This window comes from Pauljensenia hongkongensis (genome assembly GCF_001746855.1).
Taxonomy (GTDB): domain Bacteria; phylum Actinomycetota; class Actinomycetes; order Actinomycetales; family Actinomycetaceae; genus Pauljensenia; species Pauljensenia hongkongensis.
Map to the genome: position 1 here is coordinate 623,268 of NZ_CP017298.1, position 19,261 is coordinate 642,528.

Consider the following 19,261-nt stretch of genomic DNA (forward strand, 5'->3'; position numbering starts at 1 on the left):
TCCAACAGCACCACAGACCTTGCCACCTCCCCCCTACACCTGTAGAATCAAGGGTAATCCGATTTACCTGATCAGCAGCGCCGCCATCATCCAGGAGGTAGATCCTATGCCACCCGCAGACCCCACGCCCTCAGCCCAGTGGCTCACAGACCCCACCGTGTTCGCCGTGAACCGGCGCCCACAGCGGTCGCAGCACCGCACCGACGCCCCCAGGCAGTCCCTCAACGGCCCGTGGGAGGTGCTCGACACCGACGCGCGCGCCATCGACGTCGCCGATCCAGAGTCGCCCGCCTCCGCGCTGCGGTCCGCGTCGGATCGGATCGCCACCATACCCGTCCCCTCCACCCTCGAGACGAGTGGAGGGTGGAGGCCCGCGTACGTCAACATCCAGATGCCCTGGGACGGTCACGCGGACCCAGAGGCCCCCTCGGTCCCAGACACCAACCGCGTCGCCCTCTACCGCCGCCTCTTCACCCTCGACGAGGACCTCCGGGGCGCCGCGCTCGAAGGCGGAACCGTCCTCCTCTCATTCGGGGGGTTCGCCACGGCGCTCTACGTCTGGTGCGACGGCGCGTTCGTCGGCTACTGCGAAGACGGGTACACCGCCAGTGAGTTCGACATCACCCGCCTCCTCGGCGGGGCGCCCGCGGACACCATCCACGAACTCGTCGTCGCGTGCTACGAGTACTCCAGCGCCTCGTGGCTCGAAGGACAGGACTCCTGGCGTTTCCACGGCCTGTTCCGGGGCGTCTGCCTCACGGCCCTGCCCCCCACCCACGTCGACAGCGTCCGCATCGACGCCGACTTCGACCACCACAGCGAGGTCGGCCGACTCCGCGTCAAAGCGGACGTCGTCGATCCCCTCGGAGGCGCATCGATCCGCGCGGAACTCTTCGACCACTCCGGTGCGCCCGTGTGGAGCACCGAAACACCCCGGAGCGCGGCGACGGACCTCGTGTCCGACGCGATCCCCCGGGTCGCGCCGTGGTCCGCCGAGTCCCCCACCCTCTACCGCCTCCGCCTCGAGGTCATCGACCGCGATGGGCGCACGTGCGAGACGGTGGCCCTCAACGTCGGGTTCAGGCGTTTCGGAATCGACAACGGCATCATGACGCTCAACGGGCGGCGCATCGTCTTCAAGGGCGTCAACCGCCATGAGTTCCACCCGCGCAAAGGGCGCGCGCTCGACGAGGCGGACATGCTCGCCGACATCCGCTTCTGCAAGCTCCACAACATCAACGCGATCCGCACCAGCCACTACCCCAACGACCCCCGCTTCTACGACCTGTGCGACGAGTACGGGATCTACGTCATCGACGAAACCAACCTCGAGACCCATGGAACGTGGAACGTCCCCGGAGACGTCGCGACGCCAGACACGGCCATCCCGGGGTCGCGGACGCAGTGGCAGGACGCGTGCGTCGACCGCCTCGAGCGGATGATCGTCCGCGACTACAGCCACCCGAGCGTTCTCATCTGGTCATTGGGCAACGAGTCCTACGGCGGCGAGGTCTTCCGCACCATGAGCCAGCGTGCCCGTGAACTCGACCCCGCGCGCCCAGTGCACTACGAGGGGATCACCTGGGACCGGGAGTACGACGACGTGAGCGACATCGAGTCCCGCATGTACGCCCACCCGGACGAGATCGAGCAGTACCTCGCGTCCTCGCCCGCCAAACCGTACATCTCCTGCGAGTACATGCACGCCATGGGGAACTCGGTCGGCGGCTTGGGCCTGTACACGGATTTGGAGCGCTACCCCCATTACCAGGGAGGGTTCATCTGGGACCTGATCGACCAGGCCCTGTGGCATCCGGCGACCCCCGCGAGCGCCGGGGAGTTCCTCGCCTACGGAGGGGACTTCGGGGACCGGCCCTGCGACTGGGAATTCTCCGCTGACGGGTTGCTGTTCGCCGACCGCACCCCCTCCCCGGCTGTGCGCGAGGTCAAACAGCTGTACTCGGATTTCTCACTCGTCCCGTCCACAACCGGCGTCGATGTCACGAACCGGTCGCTGTTCACGTCCAGCAGCGCCTACGACCTGGTGTGCTCGCTCCTGGTCGACGGCGAAGCGGTCTGGCAGATCACTGTGCCTTCTGATGTCCGCCCCGGCGATCGCGCCACCGTGCCGTGCCCGTGGCCCATCGACGAGTACTCGGCGCCCGGCCGCGAGATCGTCCTCGAGGCCTCACTGGTCCACCTCCATCGGACCGCGTGGTGCCCGGCGGGGCACGAGGTGTGCTTCGGCCAGTCCGTGCTCCCCCTCGCCGCGCCCCCGTCCCCCCCGGACGCCGCCGACAGGAACCGCGCGACGTACACAGTCGGACGCTGGAACATCGGGATGAGAACGGGCGGTGAGGAGGCGCTCCTGTCCCGGACGGCTGGAGGAATGGTCCTCTGGGCGAAGGACGGCGACCCCCTCGTGCTCCGTCCCCCCAGGCTCACGACGTTCCGGCCCCTCACGGACAACGACCGGGGCGCCTCCCACGGCTTCAAGCGCGCAGTCTGGACCGTCGCGGGCAGGTACGCCCGCTGCTCGGACGTCTCAGTGCGCGAGGAGGACCACAGCGTCGAAGTCGCCTACTGCTACGAGCTCGCCGCAGTGGGCGTCCCGGTGTCCGTGGTCTACCGCCTCAACGACGACGGCACGATCAGGTTCACCGCCTCGTACCCGGGGGCGCCGGATCTGCCGACGCTTCCCTGTTTCGGCGTCGAGTGGGCGCTTCCGCCGTCGCTCTCCCGTTTGCGCTTCTACGGCACCGGCCCCGACGAGACGTACATCGACCGGGTCAGCGGAGGCCGCCTCGGGATTTGGTCGCGCTCCCTCTCAGAGGACCTCACTCCTTACGTGGTGCCGCAGGAATGCGGGAACCACATGGGCGCGCAGTGGGCGGAGGCCAGCGATGAGCAGGGGAACGGGATCCGGGTCGTGAGTGCGGTCGGCAACCCGTTCGAGGTCTCCCTCCTGCCGTACTCGAGCGCCCAGATCGAGGAGGCCGCCCACTGGTGGGAGCTCCCCGAGCCCGGGCGCCGTCCGGCGACCCACTTGCGGCTCCTCGCGGCACAAATGGGCGTTGGGGGCGACGACTCCTGGGGCTCCGAAGTCCACCCGGAGTACCTTGTGCCGTCCGAGCAACCGCACGTCCTGGACGTCGTCCTGTCGATCCTGTGAACGGCGCTGCCGGTGCCCGGGACCATGCGCTCCGGCCCTGGGCACCGGCTGGCGCGCCCTAGACCGCCGTGGCGGGAACGAAACTCGAGCGGACCACCAGCTCAGTGGAGATCAGGACATGGTGGCGCTGCTCGTAGCGGCCGATGATCGAGTCGGACAGGAGGAGGATCGCGGACTCGGCGAGCTCCTCGCGGTTGATCGCGTAGGAGGACAGCGGCGGAGCCGTGTACTCGCACACTTCGAGATTGTTGATCGAGACCACCGCGACGTCATCGGGCACACGCAGTCCAGCCGCCACGAGGCATTGGAGCACCCCAACGGCCAGCGGATCCGCGGCGACGACTACCGCGTCCGGCGCCGGGCCGGTGGAGTCCGCCAGCATCCGCTCCATCTGGCGGCGGCCGTTCTCCACCGTGAAGGAGCCCTCCGCGAAGACCCTGGCGTCGGCGGACAGCCCCAGGCGCTCCGTCCAGTTGACGAACGCGAAGGTCCTGATGTCCTCCTCGTGGAAATGCATGCCCATAATATGGCCATCGCCTCCGACGAAGGAGATCCGCTGACGCCCCTGGTCCCTCAGCGCGTCGATCGCGTCGAGGACCGTCTGCTGGAGGTCGGGGCGCACGGAGTGGAACAGGGTCGGCGCCGGATTGATATCAATGAAAACACCGTGGGGCAGCGCGGCGTGGAGCTTCTCGAGGTCGGCCCCTTTCAAAGGGGAGGGGCCGACCGAGATGAAACCGGAGAAGCGATCAGCCGCGCCGATGAGCGAATCACAATCCGGGAAGGACGCGAGCGACATCATGTGCTCTAAAGCTTTGACCTTCAGCGCCTCGCGGACGTCGAAGAAGTAGGCGTCGTGGAGCCCCCGCTCAGGATCGACGTTGTCGAGGATCGCCACGTTCTGGGGGATTCCCACGCGCCTGCCCTTGAGCGCGTACCCCATCTCGTTGCCGACCTCGATGATCCGGCGGCGCGTGTCCTCCCGGACTGAGAACGTGGGATCCCCGTTGAGCACCCGTGACACCGTCGCCTTCGAGTACCCGGTGGCGGCGGCGATATCACTGAGGCTGACCATTTCGCTCCCCTCCTTCGAGAACAGTTCCTCCGCGGTGTTCGCACCGCTGAGGGCCTCTTCCCGCAATCGGTTCCCTAGTCTAGCGCGTGTCCGTCCGGCGATCCGATCGCCACCAACCGGTCCCGATCCCGCCCCTCCCCCACCCTACGGTGCCGTAGGATAGTGCCCATGCGTGCCACAGACGAAGGAGCAGATATGAGTGACAGCCCGGCCCCCGCCTCGTCGGACGACGGCGCCCAGGAGCTCGAGGCCGTGCCCGTGCCCGCGCCCACCAGCGGGGGCGCCACCCAGGCCCTGGAGTGGCACGCCCCCACCCTGGTGCGCATCGACGAGACCTGCACGATCCCCCGCCTGCTGCAGGACCGCGTGGGCCGCAGCCCCCGCCGCCCGCTCATCCTGCGCAAACTGGGCATGGGCGATGCGTGGCGGCCGGTGAGCGCCCGGGACTTCCACGAGGAGGTCCAGCAGGTGGCCGCCGGGCTCATCGCGCGCGGGCTGGAACCCGGCCAGAGGGTCGCGATCATGAGCCGCACCCGCTATGAGTGGACGCTGCTCGACTTCGCGTGCTGGAGCGCGGGCCTGGTGCCCGTGCCCATCTACGAGACGAGCTCCATCGAGCAGGTCGCCCACGTGCTCTCCGACGCCGACGTCGACCTAGTCGTCACCGAGACCGTGTCCCTGGCGGAGATCGTGCGCACGGCCGCCGAGCGGACCGGGCGCCACCACGTCGTCGTCCTCTCCTTGGACTCCGAAGCCATCGAGACCCTGGTCGCCGACGGAGCCGGAGTGCCCCGCGCCACCGTCGCCGCGCGCACCGGGGCCCTGACGAAGGACGACATCTCCACGATCGTGTACACGTCCGGGACGACGGGCACCCCCAAGGGCACGGTGCTCACCCACGAGAACTTCACGAACCTGTGCCTCAACTCCCACGCGTGGATGCCCGAGATCGCGGCGGGAGAGGACTCCCGGCTGCTGCTTTTCCTGCCGCTTGCCCACGTGTTCGCGCGCTTCCTGCAGGTCTTCCAGATCAGCGGCAACGGCGTCATGGCGCACGTGTCGAACATCAAGAACCTGCTGCCCGACCTGGCCTCCTTCCGGCCCTCCTACCTACTGGTCGTGCCGCGCGTCCTGGAGAAGATCTACAACTCGGCCGACGCGAAGGCCTCCAAGGGCGCGAAGAGGCGGATCTTCCGGTGGGCCGCCCACGTGGCCATCGAGTACTCCAAGGCGCTGGACACCCCGGAGGGCCCGTCGCGCTCGCTGCGCGCCCAGCGCGCCCTGGCGGACAAGCTGGTGTTCCAGACCATCCTCAAACTGGTCGGCGGGAACGCCCGCTACATCGTGTCGGGCGGGGCGCCCCTGGCGACCTGGCTCGGCCACTTCTACCGGGGCCTGGGCATCCCCGTCCTGGAGGGCTACGGCCTGACGGAGACCGTGGGCCCCGTCTCGGTCAACACCCCGCGCCTGTCGAAGATCGGCACCGTCGGCCCGGCGCTGCCGCCCATGTCCTTCAGGGTCTCCGACGAGGGCGAGATCCTGCTCAAGGGCCCGTCGGTCTTCCAGGGCTACAACAACGACCCCGAGGCCACCGCCGCCTGCTTCACCGAGGACGGCTGGTTCAAGACCGGCGACCTGGGCTCCCTGGACCGCGACGGGTACGTGAGGATCACGGGCCGCGCGAAGGAGATCATCGTGACCGCCGGCGGCAAGAACGTGGCCCCGGCCGCCCTGGAGAACCCGATGCGCTCCCACCCGCTGATCTCCCAGGTCCTGGTGGTCGGCGACCAGCGGCCCTTCGTGGCAGCGCTCATCACCCTGGACGCGGAGATGCTGCCCGTGTGGCTGGAGTCCCACGGCCTGCCGGTCATGAGCGTCGCCGAGGCGGCCACGAACGTCGAGGTCCTGGCCTCCTTGCAGAAGGCGGTGGACGGGGCGAACGAGCACGTCTCGCGTGCCGAGTCGATCCGCAAGTTCAAGGTGCTCACCTCGGACTTCACCGAGGCGAACGGCCTGCTCACCCCGTCGTTGAAGGTCAAGCGCGCCGTGGCCGTGCGCCGCCTGGCCCCCGTCATCGACGAGCTCTACGGCGGACCCGTCGAGGAGTGAGCCGCTCCCGGCGCGGGCAGACCAACGCGTTGTAGCCCTCACCAGCAGGCGACCCGGCGGCGCACGGCGGTTCCGGGGCCGCGCTGTACGGATTACCCAGCTATACGGAGTACCCGAACGGGCTCCCGCGGCGCGCACCGGCAGCCAGCGCGGCCGGGGAGACGGGGATCGCGACCCGCCCGGCCCGCAGGCGGCCCGACGCCACGAGCGTCGAGCAGCGAGCGTCCTGCTGCGGGTCGGTTGTGTCCTTCGCCGTCGCGGTGATGTGGTGGGTCGCCGTCCGGGGGCCGTAGTGGTCCAAAATGCGTCTGGGTTTCGCCGTGTTTCGGCGGCGCGGGGGCGAGGTGTTCCATTTTGCGTCTGAGTTCGACGGTTTCGGGCCGATTCCCGTGATTTCGCCTAGACTCAGACGCATTTTGGAACAGCCACCCGGGGATCCCCCGGAAAAGCCCGAGACTCAGACGCATTTTGGACCACCCGGGGGCACTACCGCCCCCTTCGCCCCCCCAGGTGGGAGTGCTGGCACTGGTAGGGGCGGCGGGCGCCGCCGCCGCACCGACACGACGCTTGCACCTCTACTTAGCCCACCCTCTCGTGCGCGCACACAAGAACCCCGAATTAGACAACATCCACACCGGCGGGTGGCGCACCACCGCCCATGTACGCACACAAGGACCCCGAATTAGACAACACTGCTCGCACACAGCGGCTTGATCCCGCCCTTGTGTGCGGTGGTGTGTTGCGTAAATCCGGCCCTTGTGTGCGCCATCAGGAGGGGTAGCGGGTCAGTACCCGCGCATTTCCCACCGCACTATGGGAGCCACCCGGCGCTCGCCCGCACGACCCCGGGCTTGGTGCGAGTGGTGCGGCAGCCCACGGGGATCCGGAGGGATCCGCGACGGATCAGCCACTCAGGTGGTCGAGTGGGGCGCGCCAGTGGTGGGGAGGATCCCGAACGCCCATTCGATCTGGCTGCGCTCCTGCTGCATGCGCGGGTCGCGCAGCGGCGTGTAGGCGCCGGTCTCCCGAGTGTACCCCTTGGCCGCGCCCCAGTTCCAGATGCGCCAGCAGTGGAGGACCGCGAGGGACACGGCTTCCTCCTTCGACATGCGGCTCCACGCGAGGCTGCGCATCGTCACCCGCCGGCCGTCCGGGGCCACCACGCAGACCGTTGCCCTGGGCAAGCGGCGCCGCACCGTGACGAGGACGGGGAACAGTCCGGTCCTCGAGGCGGGCCAGGGAACAGTGCGCCGCCCGAAGACGGATCTCACGTGGAAACCAGTGGAGTCGATGGTGACGCAGAGCACCGCCATGATTCCGATCTCCGCCAGGCACACCGCCGCGCAGACGCAGTAGATGATGACGGAGGACGCGGAAAGCCCGCTCGTTGCCGCCACGACGGCCAGGGAAACGGCAGCGGCCGCGGTGGACAGCAGGACCGAGATCCACTCCACGGGTTTCACCAGGGGAACGGTGACGGTGTCGGCGTCCAGGGGGATCGGGCCGCACGCCGACGCCCTGCACTTGTAGCGATGGCCCCGCATCGGGTCAACCGCGGACGATGCCGTAGAGGTGCTCTTGTTTGGACCGCATGGCCTGCTGGATGCCGAGGCCGCTGAGCTCCACGTACTGGCCGGTCTCGCGGGTGAAGCCCTTGGCCACCGCCCAGTTCCACAGCCGCCAGCACTGCGTGATGCCCTTCACTTCCATTTCCGCCACGTCGATCCCGGCCCAGGCGATGCCGGTGAGCGGCATGGCCCGCCCATCGGGAGTGATGACGCGGGCGGAGACCTCGCTCATAAGAGCGCTGGCCCCCCTGCGCTTCCTCTCAACCCGCACGTAGAACCCGGTCCGCGAAGCCGGCCACGGGACGTCGGCCGACCGCACCATGTTCTTGGCGTGGAACCCGGTGGCGTCGATGGTCATCGACGAGGAGCGGAAGAGGAACCCGCCGAAGAGCAGGAACGCCCCGAAAAAAGCGAGGACAACGATCCCCAGGACGGTCCCCTCGCCACCGAGGTAGATCACGTTCCAGATCGATCCCGCGATGAAGGGAACGGAGAGGATGAACGCGACCCACGCCGCGCCCTTCGCACTCGGCATCACGATGGAGTCCGCCGTCAGGGGGATGGGGGTGGTGTCGTCGCGCTGGTACCGGTAGGCGCCGCCCCCCTGTCCGGGCGCGCCGCCCGCCGGGGCCCCTTGGGCGTAGGGCTGCGCGCCCTGGGCGCTCTGCCCGCCCGAGGACTCCCATCCTGCCCCGGTCCCGCCGGGCGCTCCGTACTGCTGGGCAGAACCGCCGGACGCGGCGTAAGGCTGGGCCGAACCACCCGGGACCCCGTACTGCTGGGCAGAACCGCCGGGCGCCGCGTAGGGCTGGGCCGAACCACCCGGGACCCCGTACTGCTGGGCCGAGCCACCGGGCGCCGCGTAGGGCTGGGCAGAACCGCCAGGCGCACCGTACTGCTGGGCAGAACCACCGGGCGCCGCGTAGGGCTGGGCCGAACCGCCGTAACCGGGGGTCCCGCTCCCCTGTCCGCGACTATCTGCGTTCGGATCGGGCTGGGTGTAGGGCGATGTCATAGTCTGCCTTTCGATTCGGTTCCGTTCGACGGTACCACTGTTGTCGGGCGCAGGGGCGGACTCGGGACGCCCGCCCACTTCCCGCTCGCGAGGGCCACCGCTCCCGCCCGCTTCCCACATGGGAGCGCGCCGTTCCCGCCCAGTTCTCCTATTCGGGCAGGACCGCTCCCAGCTGTTTCCCCCATGAGCCCCGCGCCGCGCCCGCATGCGCCGCCGCGCCCGTCGGCACGTGGCCGACGGGCGCGGGCGCTCCCCATCGCGCGTTCCCCGCCAAGCGCTCCCCATCAGGCGGGGGCTCCCCATCGGGGGCCACATCGGGAGGCAATCGGGGGTCCGGGGCGCTACTGGGCGTTGAGCGCCGCGGTGGGCGGTGTGCGCGAGGCCCTCACTGCTGGGTAGAGGCCTGCGACGGCCCCGATCCCCACTGTCACGGACAGGCCGGCGACGACCACGTACCACGGCAGGGTGAATGGCCATCCGTTCGCCGCGCTCATCCCGAAGGTGACGCCGATGCCGAGCACGCACCCCGCGGCCCCGCCCAGGAACGCCAGCAGCAGCGCCTCGGCCAGGAACTGCACGAGGATGTGCCCGCGCATGGCCCCCAGCGACCGCCGCAGGCCGATCTCCCTGCGCCTCTCCAGAACGGAGATGATCATCGTGTTCGCCACGCCGATGCCGCCGACCAGCAGGGCGATCGAGCCGACCCCCACCAGCAGCGCCGTGAAGGTCTGGTCCGCGGCGTTCTTCGCGGCCAGGGCGTCGGAGGGCCGCGAGACCTTGACGGAGGTCGGGTTCTTCGGACTGAGCGTGGGGCCCAGGAGGGCGCGCACGTCCTCGACCCTGTCCTCGGTGGAGCGCTCGTAGACAGTGGTCGGCTTCCCGTCGAAGCTGAACTGCTGCTCGGCGATGCTCGACCCGATCAGGGCGGAGTTGTCGAGCTCGGGCGCCAGGGTCACGGGATCGAGGATGCCGACGACCGTGAACGAGGTGTGCCCGATCCACACCTGGGTGCCGGGCTCGACGACGCCGAGGCGCTGGGCGGCTTTCGCGCCGAGGACCGTCGCCGGGTACGTGGCCGTCGCCTCGTTGAGCCACGTCCCCCGGGCCACGGAGCCCGCCACCACGTCGAGCAGGGACTGCTCGGCCGCCATGGTGAGGATGCCGCCCGTCGCGTTCTTGTCGGCGAGGCGGGAGCGGTAGACGGACACCCCCGACAGGGTGGCCGTGGAGGTCGCCTTCTCCACCCCGTCGATGAGCCGCATCCGGCCGACCGCGTCATCAGGCAGGCGCGTGGAGGACCCGGACAGGTCCTCGCCGGCCTGGGCGGTGAGCATATTGGTGCCCAGCGCCCGCAGCTGCTCGGCGAGCTGGGCCTGGCTGGAGGTCGACACGCCGATGACGCCCACCATCGCCGCGATGCCGATGGCGATGCCCAGGGCCGACAGGACGGCCCGCGTGGGGCGCGAGCGTATGCCCGTACCGCCCAGGCGCGCCACGTCGGACCAGCGCAGCTTCGAGTACATCGGTTTGGAGTCCTCAGACATGGGCCACCTCCTTCGCGGCGGAGTCGTGGACGATGCGTCCGTCCTTGATGGCGACCTGGCGGGGCAGTTTCATCGCGAGGTCGTTGTCGTGCGTGATGACGACGATGGTCGTCCCCTGCTCGTGGAGCTCGTGGAGCAGTTCCACGATGGACGCGCCCGACACGGAGTCGAGGTTGCCCGTGGGCTCGTCCGCGAGCAGCAGCGGGGGGTCCCCCACGACCGCGCGGGCGATGGCGACGCGTTGGCGCTCGCCGCCCGACATCTGGTGGGGCTTGTGGTGGAGCCGGTGCGACAGCCCGACCCGGATGAGGGCCCTCTCCGCCTTCTGGCGGCGCTCGGCCCGGGGCACTCCCAGGTAGAGCAGGCCGTCCGCGACGTTGTCGATGGCGGTCATGCCCTCGCTGAGGTGGAACTGCTGGAACACGAAGCCGATCAGGTGCGCCCGCAGTCCCGACAGCCTGCGGTCCGACAGGCGCGACACGTCGATCCCGTCGATCTCCACAGTGCCCGAGGTGGGGCGGTCCAGTGTCCCAATGAGGTTGAGCAGGGTGGACTTGCCCGACCCGGAGGGGCCGACGATGGCGACGAACTCACCCCGGTCGATCGAGAGGCTGACCCCGGCGCACGCCGCCACGGGCGGTTGGCCGTAGGTGCGGCGCACGTCGTGCAGTGAGAGTATTCGGCTCATCGGTCGGGCACCACCACGCGCTGGTTCTCGGACAGTTCGTCACTGGTCACCTCAACGCGGTCCCCGGCGAAGAGACCGGTCTTGACCGGCACCTTCCGGATGGTGTTGTCGTCGTTCACCACCTCGACGCCGAACTGGTCGGGCGTGAGGGCGATGAGGGCGCCCAGCGGCACGGACAGGACGTTCTCGCGCTTCTCACTGACCAGGCCCAGCGACACGGACGCCTCCTGGAGGCCCTCCGTCGCCGACGGGTCGTCGGGGGTGACGGTGATCGGGATGACGCGCTCCTTGTCACTGGCGGAATCGGATCCCGAGCCGGAACCCGAACCCGAGCCGGAGCCCTTCTGGTCGCCGGACGCGGATCCCTTGTCGGTGGGCGGTTCCACGGTGGAGATCGTCCCCGTGGTGGTCTCGCCGCCGGGTAGGCGGATCTTGACGCTGTTGCCCACGACGCCCAGTTTCTGGTCGGCCAGTTTGAGGTTGGCGCTGATCACCTGGCGGGTGCTGGACACGTTGAACAGGTCGGTCTCCAGGGTCGCGCGGTCGCCGAGGCGGGCGATCATCGTGCCGACCCGCAGGTCCTCGGGCGCGAAGACCACGCGGCCCAGCGGGAGGATCCCGTTCTGCGTGAGGCCCTTGTCCTTCTGCCACTTCTGGATGGCGGCGCGCGTCAGCCAGTCGTAGTGGGTGTTCGGCTCGCCGGTGAAGTACCCGAGTTCTTTGAGCGCGGTCTCCAGCTGGGTGACGTCGTCGCCGTTGCTCATGTCGGGTTCGAAGGCCCGCCACGCGGGGGTCGCCCCGTGCATGAAGTAGGTGGGCTCGTCGCCGACCTGCTGGATCATGTCCCCCTGGTGGAGCGTCGTGCCCGGGGTGGGGAGTTTCGTGATGACGCCTTCGAAGGCGCCGCGGAACTTGTACTGGTCCGCGTAGCGCAGGGTTCCCACTGCGGTCGTCTCCCCTTCCAGGGTGCCGCGGGTCACCACGCCGGTGCTTCCCGTGAAGACGTTGCCCTCCGACTGGTTCTGCTCGCCGCCGGGCAGTTTGCCCAGCGCGTAGGCGGTTCCCACCCCTGCGAGGGCGACCGCCAGTGCAGCGCAGGCACCGACGACGAGCATCCGGCGCTTACGCGGCGGTTTCGTTTCCGTCGACTCCGTCGTCATTTGGTTTGGGCCCCCTGGTTGTTGAAGCACTTCTGCAGGGCGTCCTGCGGGACGTCCTTGACGTTGAGGCCCTTGCCCGGCTCCGGATCCGGCACGTCGTAGCCGAGTCCGCGCAGGCATTCAGCGCCCTTGACGAGCTGCTGCTGGGCGTCGGCGTCCTTCGTGAGGTCGTTCTCCTCGCCCAGCGCCGGGCCGATCTCCTGCTGGCACTCGTTGAGGGCGTTGTTGAACGCCTCCGAGGTGTCGGAGAGGTTGTCCGGGGTCAAACCGGTGTCGGGCACGTCGAAGCCCTTCCCGCGCATGCACTGCGCGAAGATCAGGTTCGCGTCGTCCGCGGACTTGACGGTGCTCGACGCGCTGGCGGAGGGCTTGTTGCCAGCGGCGCCCGAGTTGCCGTTGGAGCAGGCGCCGAGGACGCCGACGGCGACAGCCAGGCCGATTGCGGCGAAGGCACGGGCGGGGCGGTGTTTCTTCATGGGAAAACTCCTTGAATGTACGTGTCTTTGCGGCGGATCACGCTCGCAGTTGAACATTCAAGACGGCATCCCTGGAAGTTTCCTTAAAGGAACCCTGGAGCCAGACCGGAAACAACCTCTCTCAGTAACCGTGGGGGCGGGGAAGGCGTTCCCCTAGTACCAAAATCCCAGTTCCCGTCACAATTCGGTAACGAACCGACGAGGCACGGCCCGCTATCCCGCGCCCTCGTACTCGGCTTTGATGTCCTCGTGGTGGCGGATGACCTCGCGCACCATGAAGGACAGGAACTTCTCCGCGAAGTCCGGGTCCAGGCCGGAGCGGACCGCCAGCGCCCGCAAGCGCGCGACCTGGCGCGCCTCCCTCTCGGGATCGGCCGGGGGCAGGTCGTGGACCGCTTTGATGTGCCCCACGCGCTGCGTGCAGCGGAAGCGCTCGGCGAGGATGTGGATGAGCGCGGCGTCGATGTTGTCGATGGTGCGGCGCGCCTCGGCGAGCGCCTCGGGGATCCCCGTCACGCCGCGGTCGGCGGGGCCCGCCGCCTCGTCCCCCATTGGCCCGTTCCCCATCACAGAGCCCCTCAGGCGCTGCGCACCCGCTCGGAGGAACGGTCCGTGTACAGCTCGGCGGCGCCGACGCCGTTGACGTGCTCGCGGGTGATGACCACGCGGGCCACGTCGTCGCGGCTCGGCAGCTCGAACATGAGGTCCGACAGGGTGCGCTCCATGATGGAGGACAGCCCCCTGGCGCCGGTCTTGCGCTCGTTGGCCTGGGCCGCGATGGCCAGCAGGGCGCCGCGGGTGAAGTCCAATTCGATTCCGTCGAGCTCGAAGAGGTGCTGGTACTGGCGCACCAGCGAGTTGTTGGGTTCCGTGAGGACCCGGACCAGGTCCTCCTTGGTGAGCTCCTTCGTCGACGTCAGGATCGGCAGGCGGCCGATGAACTCGGGGATCATCCCGAACTTGTGGAGGTCCTCGGCGTTGACGGCCTCGTAGAGGTCCCCCATCTCCGAGGCGGACTTGAGCTCCGAGCCGAAGCCCGTGGAGCGCTGCCCCAGGCGCGCCTTGACGATCTCCTCGATGCCGGCGAAGGCGCCGGCGGCGATGAAGAGGATGCCCGAGGTGTCGATCTCGAGGAACTGCTGGTGGGGGTGCTTGCGCCCCCCCGACGGCGGCACCGAGGCGACGGTGCCCTCGATGATCTTGAGGAGGGCCTGCTGCACGCCCTCGCCCGAGACATCGCGGGTGATGGAGGCGTTCTCGGCCTTGCGCCCGATCTTGTCGATCTCGTCGATGTAGATGATGCCCCGCTCGGCCTTCTTGATGTCGCCATCGGCCTCCTGGATGAGGCGCAGCAGGATGTTCTCCACGTCCTCGCCCACGTAGCCCGCCTCGGTGAGCGCGGTGGCGTCGACGATGGCGAAGGGGACTTCGAGGAGGCGGGCGAGCGATCGCGCCAGGTGGGTCTTCCCCGTGCCCGTGGGCCCCAGGAGCAGGATGTTCGACTTGGTGCCGAGCATGTCCTCCTCATGGCCGGCCTCGCGCGAGCGCACGCGCTTGTAGTGGTTGTAGACGGCGACCGACAGCGCCCGCTTGGCCCTGGTCTGACCGATCACCCATGAATTGAGGAACTCGTTGATCTCACGGGGCTTGGGCAGGGGCGAGGCAGCCGAGGACGAGGGCTGTTTGCCGAGCTCCTCCTCGATGATCTCATTGCACAACTCGATGCATTCGTCGCAGATGTACGCGCCGGAGCCTCCGATGAGCTTGCGCACTTGCTTCTGGCTCTTCCCGCAGAAAGAGCATTTCAGCAGTTCTGCGCCATCAGTGAGTCGAGCCACGGGACCTCCAAGGTTGCTGGGATACCGCCCTGGGACGGCGCCGGTACGCCGGCGGTGTTTCAGTCGTTCAAACTATTGCAACGATAGCGCACGCGCGAGAACACGCAAGGTTTTTCCCGCGAAATGTCGCGATTTCCTCTTCCTCACCCCGCCATCGCGTGGTCCGTCTCCACCCCTATCCGCCGCTGTGAACGGACCGCCCCATCGGGCAGGGCGAGAAACAATCGACTTACCGCTAGGTTAGTTTTTCTCAAACCCTTCGCCAGTTTCCATGACCGGCGCCACAAATTTGCGTATATCGAACGGGAAGGGCCCGTGGAGTCCGATAGATACCGAACACACCACAGGCCCTTCCTTCACTGCGCCTTGCGCGATTCCAGCACCTGGTCGATCAGGCCGTATTCGGCCGCCTGCGGAGCGGTCAGGATCTTGTCGCGCTCGATGTCGCGGCGCACCTGTTCGACCGGGGTTCCGGAGTGTTCCGCCAGGGTGTCCTCCAACCATGCGCGCATCCGGTCAATTTCGTCCGCGACGATCTGGATGTCGGAGGCCTGGCCCTGCATGCCCTCCATGGCCGGCTGGTGGATGAGGACGCGCGCGTTGGGCAGCGCGAGGCGCTTACCGGGGCTGCCCGCCGCGAGCAGGACCGCGGCGGCGGAGGCGGCCTGCCCCAGGCACACCGTCTGGATCTGCGGCTTGATGTACTGCATCGTGTCGTAGATGGCCGTGAGCGCGGTGAACGAGCCGCCGGGGCTGTTGATGTACATGGTGATGAGCGAGTCGGGATCCTGGGACTCCAGCACCAGCAGCTGCGCCATCACGTCGTCCGCCGAGGCGTCGTCCACCTGGACGCCGAGGAAGACGATGCGGTCCTCGAAGAGCTTCGTGTAGGGGTTCTGGCGGCGGAATCCGTAGGCCGTGCGCTCCTCGAAGTCGGGCAGCACGTAGCGGGCCTGCGGCATCTGACGGGCCGCGGCCTCGAAGTAGGGTCGGGTGGTCATCAGAACTGTCCTCCTCGGGTGCCGATCTCCTGCGGGCCCTCGATCAACTGGTCGACGAAACCGTACTCCAGCGCCTCGCGGGCGGTGAACCAGTGGTCGCGGTCGGCGTCGGCCTCGATCTGCTCCACGGACTTGCCGGTGCGCTGCGCGGTGATCTCGGCGAGTTCTTTCTTCATGCCCAGGATCAGGTCCGCGTTGATGCGGATCTCCGTCGCCGAGCCCCCCGCACCGCCCAGCGGCTGGTGCAGGAGGACCCGGGTGTGGGGGGTGATGTACCGCTTGCCGGGGGCGCCGGCCGTCAGCAGGAACTGCCCCATCGAGGCGGCCAGGCCCATGCCCACCGTCACCACGTCCGGCTTGATGTACTGCATGGTGTCGTAGACCGCCATGCCCGCGGTCACGGAACCGCCGGGGCTGTTGATGTACAGGTAGATATCACGGTCGGGGTCCTCGGCCGCCAGAAGCAGCAGCTGGGCGCAGATCGTGTTGGCGTTCTCGTCGCGGACCTCTCCGCCGAGCCATATGATGCGCTCCTTCAGAAGGCGCTGGTAGACAGAGTCCCCCAGCCCCATGATGCTCTCGGCGCCAGGGCCGGCCATGTGCACGCTCACGCGCTCCTCCTCCTATACGTGGACCCTCTTCCCGGGTCGGGCTGCTACCAACGTAGCGGTTCCCGGCCCCCCACGCGCCCCAGCACGGATCTTTTCGCTTTGAGCGCAGGTTCGCCGGGCCCGCGCCCCGCACGGAGGACGGCACGGCACCAGGCCCAGAGCCGGAGGCGGTTGGGCCCACCCGCCCCATGCCGCCCGCCCGCTCGCCCCCGGGCGCACGCGCGCGGTGTGGCGCTGCACCCGCCAGTGGACGGGCGCGGGCGCTTCAGACGAGCATGAGGCCCACGGCCACGGCGATGTAGAACACGTGGACCGCCAGCAGGAAGACGCGCTCGGAGATCCCGAATGCGACGCGCCGCAGGGGGCGCACCACCAGGGCCGACACCAGGGCGACCAAACCCACGGCGGCCACCCAGCTGACGGCCACCAGAAGGGCCATGAGGCCGCCGGGGGCACTCGGGGCGAAGAACCGGATGAAGCCGCCCATGCACGAGTAGGCGATCGCGAACCACGCGATGGCCGCGAGCATGTGGAGGCGCCCGACCAGGGTCGGCGCGCTCCCCTCGACATCGGTGGGCAGCAGGGGCAGGAGCACGAACACCGCGGCGAGGGCCAGCATCCACGCGGCCAGCCCCGGCCCGTCGTTGGCGGGCGCGAGCGCGACGGCCGCAGCCAGGACCAGCCAGAACACCGCGGATGTCCAGGTCATGGTCGCCGCGAGGCGGCGGGTGGGGCCCACCGCGTAGTCGCTCACCGCGTGGTGGACGATGTCGTAGTCGCTGGGCACCAGGTGCAGCGCGACGAACATGGCGGTCCTGGCGACGCCGAGGGCCAGGGCAGCGCAGGCGAGAACAGTCGCCATTGGGACTCATCTCCAAACAGGGGTCTGCGGTCAGTGGATCTGTTGCACGGATCGGGCGGGCCCCGCCCCGTCCATCCCGCCCCGCGGGGAGCGCACCTGGTCGTGGAGCGCCCGTATGGACAGCGCGAGCGATTCCGGATCGACGCCGATGCCCCGGGCGGCGGTGTCGAGGGCGGAGCCGAGCAGGTCCGAGCACCTCGCCCGCAGCCCGACGCCGGCCGGCGTCGCCCTGAGGCGGCGCACGTTGCCGTCCCCCTTCTGGGCGGTGTCCTCGACGAGGCCCGCCTCCAGCAGGGAGCGGACGATGCCGCTCGCGGCCGCCTCCGACACGCGGAGGGGGCCGGCGAGTTGGCGCCCGCTCACGCCGGGGTGCTCGCACACGACGACCAGTGCGACGTAGCGGTTGTAGTTCAACCCGACGGACCGCAGGCGGCGCTCCGCCCACCGGTCGAGGGTGAGCACCAGGTCGTGCAGTTCGTAGGCGAGGTCCACAGCACTAACTTAAGCTCTTAAGTTAGTGGGCGCAAGTCCACGGAGCCGACTGGCCGGCGGCGGGCTCCGCAGAGCCGGGCTGCCCGACGGCGGGCTCCGCGGAGCCTGGATGCGACGGTGCCCGCGCCTACTGGCGCGGGCACCGTCAAGGCCAGTGGGCCGAGGGCCTCACTCGGCGGCGTCCTCCGCATCCGCGGGGGCTTCCGCCTCGTCGGAATCCGCCCCGCCGACGATCTCGGCGTTCTCCGCAGCGGCCGGGTCCTCGCCGAAGAACTTCGACAAGTCCACCTCCGCTCCGGAGGAGTCCTTCACGGTGACGCGCTTGAGCGCCTCGATGAGGGCCTTCGAGCGCCCGAGGTCGGCGACGACGTTCGACATCTGCTGGGGGGAGGAGAACAGCTGGTTGATATCGACGCCGTAGTTCTGCGACATCTGGATCGCGTAGTCGATGAGCTCCTGCTGGGAGACCTGCACGTCGAACTCCTTGGCGACCGCCTCCGACAAGAGCTCGGAGCGCATCTCCCTGACGACCTCGGCGCGCAGGGCGTCCTGGTCGGCGGACTCGCCCGCCGCCTCGACGCGGTGGGAGAGCTCGTGCTCGACAGCCGACTCGGGCAGCTGGATCTCCACCCGCTCCAGCAGCAGGTCGATGAGGCGGTCGCGGGCCTGGAGGGCCTGCTGGGACTCCTTGGACTGGGCGGCCTGCTCCCTCAGGTCCTCGGTGAGCTCGCCGATGGTGTCGAACTCGGAGACCATCTGGGCGAAGTCGTCGTCCGCCGTGGGCAGCTCGCGGACCTTCACCGACTTGACGGTGAGGGAGACCTCCGCCTCCTCGCCCTCGTGGTCGCCGCCCTTGAGGACGGCGGTGAAAGCGACCTCGTCGCCGGCGCTGGCGCCGGACAGCGCCTCGTCCTGGCCGTCGAGCATGTCGCCCGAACCGATCTCGTAGGACACGTCGGACACGGAGTCGACCTCCTCCCCGCCGATGCGGGCGACCAGGTCGATGGTCGTGAAGTCCCCGGCCGCAGCCGCGCGGTCAACGGTCTTGAGGGTCGCGAAACGCCCGCGCAGCTCCTCGAGCTCCTTGTCCACGTCCTCGTCGGCCACCTCGGCCGAGTCCACCACGACCTCGATCGACTCATCGATCGCGGGCAGCTCGAAGGGGGGCACGACGGCGACCTCGGCAGTGAACACCAACTGGCCGCCCTGGGGGCCGGTCGTGTTGGGGATCTCGGTGACCTCGACCTCGGGCTGGGCCATGGGGCGCAGGTCGTTGCTGGCGACCGCACTAGAGTAGTGCCCGGGCAGGACCTCGTTGACGACCTGCTCGATCACGGCGGCCCGGCCGAAACGCTGGTCGATGATGCGCGGGGGCACGTGCCCCTTGCGGAACCCCGGGATGTTGACTTGGCCGGCGATGTCCTTGTACGCCTTGTCCATTTCGGACTTGAGCTCCTCGAAAGGAACCTCAACGGTCAGGCGGACCCTGGTCGGCTCGAGTGTCTCGACACTGCTCTTCACGTGCGTATGCTCCGTTACGTCTGGCTGATTCCGCGCCCTTCTGGGCACATAACGCGCTCAGTCTACGACAGTGCCCCGCCCGTGTCGCCGCGCCACCTCGTTTAGTGGGCAAACGCGCCCCGCACCCCT

16 protein-coding genes are annotated in these 19,261 nt (G+C 68.9%); 2 read left to right on the forward strand and 14 right to left on the reverse strand.

Annotated elements, in window-relative coordinates; genetic code table 11:
- Positions 1–106 precede the first annotated feature (106 nt).
- Positions 107–3,172, forward strand: a complete 3,066-nt coding sequence (gene lacZ, locus BH719_RS02590) for a beta-galactosidase, LacZ type (protein ID WP_009743187.1) — start codon at positions 107–109, stop codon at positions 3,170–3,172.
- Positions 3,173–3,230: 58 nt separating this feature from the next.
- Here lacZ and BH719_RS02595 read toward each other — a convergent pair whose 3' ends face one another.
- Positions 3,231–4,313 (reverse strand): substrate-binding domain-containing protein, encoded by a 1,083-nt coding sequence (locus BH719_RS02595; protein WP_009743188.1) that lies wholly within the window; start codon positions 4,311–4,313, stop codon positions 3,231–3,233.
- A 129-nt stretch (positions 4,314–4,442) separates the two neighbouring features.
- Between BH719_RS02595 and BH719_RS02600 the strand changes: the two genes are divergently transcribed.
- Positions 4,443–6,356, forward strand: coding sequence for an AMP-dependent synthetase/ligase (locus BH719_RS02600; protein WP_009743189.1), 1,914 nt, complete (start codon positions 4,443–4,445; stop codon positions 6,354–6,356).
- A 911-nt stretch (positions 6,357–7,267) separates the two neighbouring features.
- Here BH719_RS02600 and BH719_RS02610 read toward each other — a convergent pair.
- The 13 genes from BH719_RS02610 to tig all read right to left on the reverse strand — a co-directional run bounded on the left by BH719_RS02610 (position 7,268) and on the right by tig (position 19,132).
- Positions 7,268–7,900 carry a hypothetical protein gene (locus tag BH719_RS02610; protein WP_009743192.1) on the reverse strand — a complete coding sequence of 211 codons (633 nt, stop codon included), beginning with the start codon at positions 7,898–7,900 and terminating at the stop codon, positions 7,268–7,270.
- A gap of 4 nt (positions 7,901–7,904) precedes the next feature.
- Complete coding sequence (locus tag BH719_RS02615; RefSeq protein ID WP_009743193.1) at positions 7,905–8,939, reverse strand: hypothetical protein; 1,035 nt, start codon at positions 8,937–8,939, stop codon at positions 7,905–7,907.
- Positions 8,940–9,280: 341 nt separating this feature from the next.
- On the reverse strand, positions 9,281–10,483 hold the full coding sequence (locus BH719_RS02620) for an ABC transporter permease (protein WP_009743195.1): 1,203 nt from the start codon (positions 10,481–10,483) through the stop codon (positions 9,281–9,283).
- Positions 10,476–11,171, reverse strand: coding sequence for an ABC transporter ATP-binding protein (locus BH719_RS02625; protein ID WP_009743196.1), 696 nt, complete (start codon positions 11,169–11,171; stop codon positions 10,476–10,478). Before BH719_RS02625 ends, BH719_RS02620 begins: the two co-directional genes overlap by 8 nt.
- Complete coding sequence (locus BH719_RS02630; protein ID WP_157098156.1) at positions 11,168–12,331, reverse strand: peptidoglycan-binding protein; 1,164 nt, start codon at positions 12,329–12,331, stop codon at positions 11,168–11,170. The genes BH719_RS02625 and BH719_RS02630 overlap by 4 nt, the downstream gene beginning before the upstream one ends.
- Positions 12,328–12,807, reverse strand: a complete 480-nt coding sequence (locus BH719_RS02635) for a hypothetical protein (protein WP_009743198.1) — start codon at positions 12,805–12,807, stop codon at positions 12,328–12,330. Before BH719_RS02635 ends, BH719_RS02630 begins: the two co-directional genes overlap by 4 nt.
- Before the next feature lie 213 nt (positions 12,808–13,020).
- Positions 13,021–13,359, reverse strand: coding sequence for a chorismate mutase (locus BH719_RS02640; protein WP_009743199.1), 339 nt, complete (start codon positions 13,357–13,359; stop codon positions 13,021–13,023).
- 26 nt (positions 13,360–13,385) lie between these two features.
- Positions 13,386–14,645, reverse strand: coding sequence for an ATP-dependent Clp protease ATP-binding subunit ClpX (gene clpX / locus BH719_RS02645; RefSeq protein WP_009743200.1), 1,260 nt, complete (start codon positions 14,643–14,645; stop codon positions 13,386–13,388).
- Positions 14,646–15,001: 356 nt separating this feature from the next.
- Complete coding sequence (locus tag BH719_RS02650; RefSeq protein ID WP_009743201.1) at positions 15,002–15,646, reverse strand: ATP-dependent Clp protease proteolytic subunit; 645 nt, start codon at positions 15,644–15,646, stop codon at positions 15,002–15,004.
- Positions 15,646–16,257 (reverse strand): ATP-dependent Clp protease proteolytic subunit, encoded by a 612-nt coding sequence (locus BH719_RS02655; protein WP_034255173.1) that lies wholly within the window; start codon positions 16,255–16,257, stop codon positions 15,646–15,648. Before BH719_RS02655 ends, BH719_RS02650 begins: the two co-directional genes overlap by 1 nt.
- A gap of 265 nt (positions 16,258–16,522) precedes the next feature.
- On the reverse strand, positions 16,523–17,119 hold the full coding sequence (locus BH719_RS02660) for a DUF998 domain-containing protein (protein WP_009743203.1): 597 nt from the start codon (positions 17,117–17,119) through the stop codon (positions 16,523–16,525).
- Between the two features lie 30 nt (positions 17,120–17,149).
- On the reverse strand, positions 17,150–17,611 hold the full coding sequence (locus tag BH719_RS02665; RefSeq protein WP_009743204.1) for a MarR family winged helix-turn-helix transcriptional regulator: 462 nt from the start codon (positions 17,609–17,611) through the stop codon (positions 17,150–17,152).
- A 168-nt stretch (positions 17,612–17,779) separates the two neighbouring features.
- Positions 17,780–19,132: a trigger factor gene (gene tig, locus BH719_RS02670; protein WP_009743205.1), complete on the reverse strand. Its 1,353-nt coding sequence runs from the start codon at positions 19,130–19,132 to the stop codon at positions 17,780–17,782.
- Positions 19,133–19,261 lie beyond the last annotated feature (129 nt).

Excerpts from the sequence above, each read along its gene's own strand:
- BH719_RS02640 (WP_009743199.1), bottom strand. The coding sequence starts at position 13,359 with ATGGGGGACGAGGCGGCGGGCCCCGCCGACCGCGGCGTGACGGGGATC.
- BH719_RS02625 (WP_009743196.1), bottom strand. The coding sequence starts at position 11,171 with ATGAGCCGAATACTCTCACTGCACGACGTGCGCCGCACCTACGGCCAA.
- lacZ (WP_009743187.1), top strand. The coding sequence starts at position 107 with ATGCCACCCGCAGACCCCACGCCCTCAGCCCAGTGGCTCACAGACCCC.
- BH719_RS02630 (WP_157098156.1), bottom strand. The coding sequence starts at position 12,331 with ATGACGACGGAGTCGACGGAAACGAAACCGCCGCGTAAGCGCCGGATG.
- BH719_RS02620 (WP_009743195.1), bottom strand. The coding sequence starts at position 10,483 with ATGTCTGAGGACTCCAAACCGATGTACTCGAAGCTGCGCTGGTCCGAC.
- BH719_RS02615 (WP_009743193.1), bottom strand. The coding sequence starts at position 8,939 with ATGACATCGCCCTACACCCAGCCCGATCCGAACGCAGATAGTCGCGGA.
- BH719_RS02635 (WP_009743198.1), bottom strand. The coding sequence starts at position 12,807 with ATGAAGAAACACCGCCCCGCCCGTGCCTTCGCCGCAATCGGCCTGGCT.
- BH719_RS02650 (WP_009743201.1), bottom strand. The coding sequence starts at position 15,646 with ATGACCACCCGACCCTACTTCGAGGCCGCGGCCCGTCAGATGCCGCAG.
- BH719_RS02610 (WP_009743192.1), bottom strand. The coding sequence starts at position 7,900 with ATGCGGGGCCATCGCTACAAGTGCAGGGCGTCGGCGTGCGGCCCGATC.
- BH719_RS02600 (WP_009743189.1), top strand. The coding sequence starts at position 4,443 with ATGAGTGACAGCCCGGCCCCCGCCTCGTCGGACGACGGCGCCCAGGAG.
- BH719_RS02660 (WP_009743203.1), bottom strand. The coding sequence starts at position 17,119 with ATGGCGACTGTTCTCGCCTGCGCTGCCCTGGCCCTCGGCGTCGCCAGG.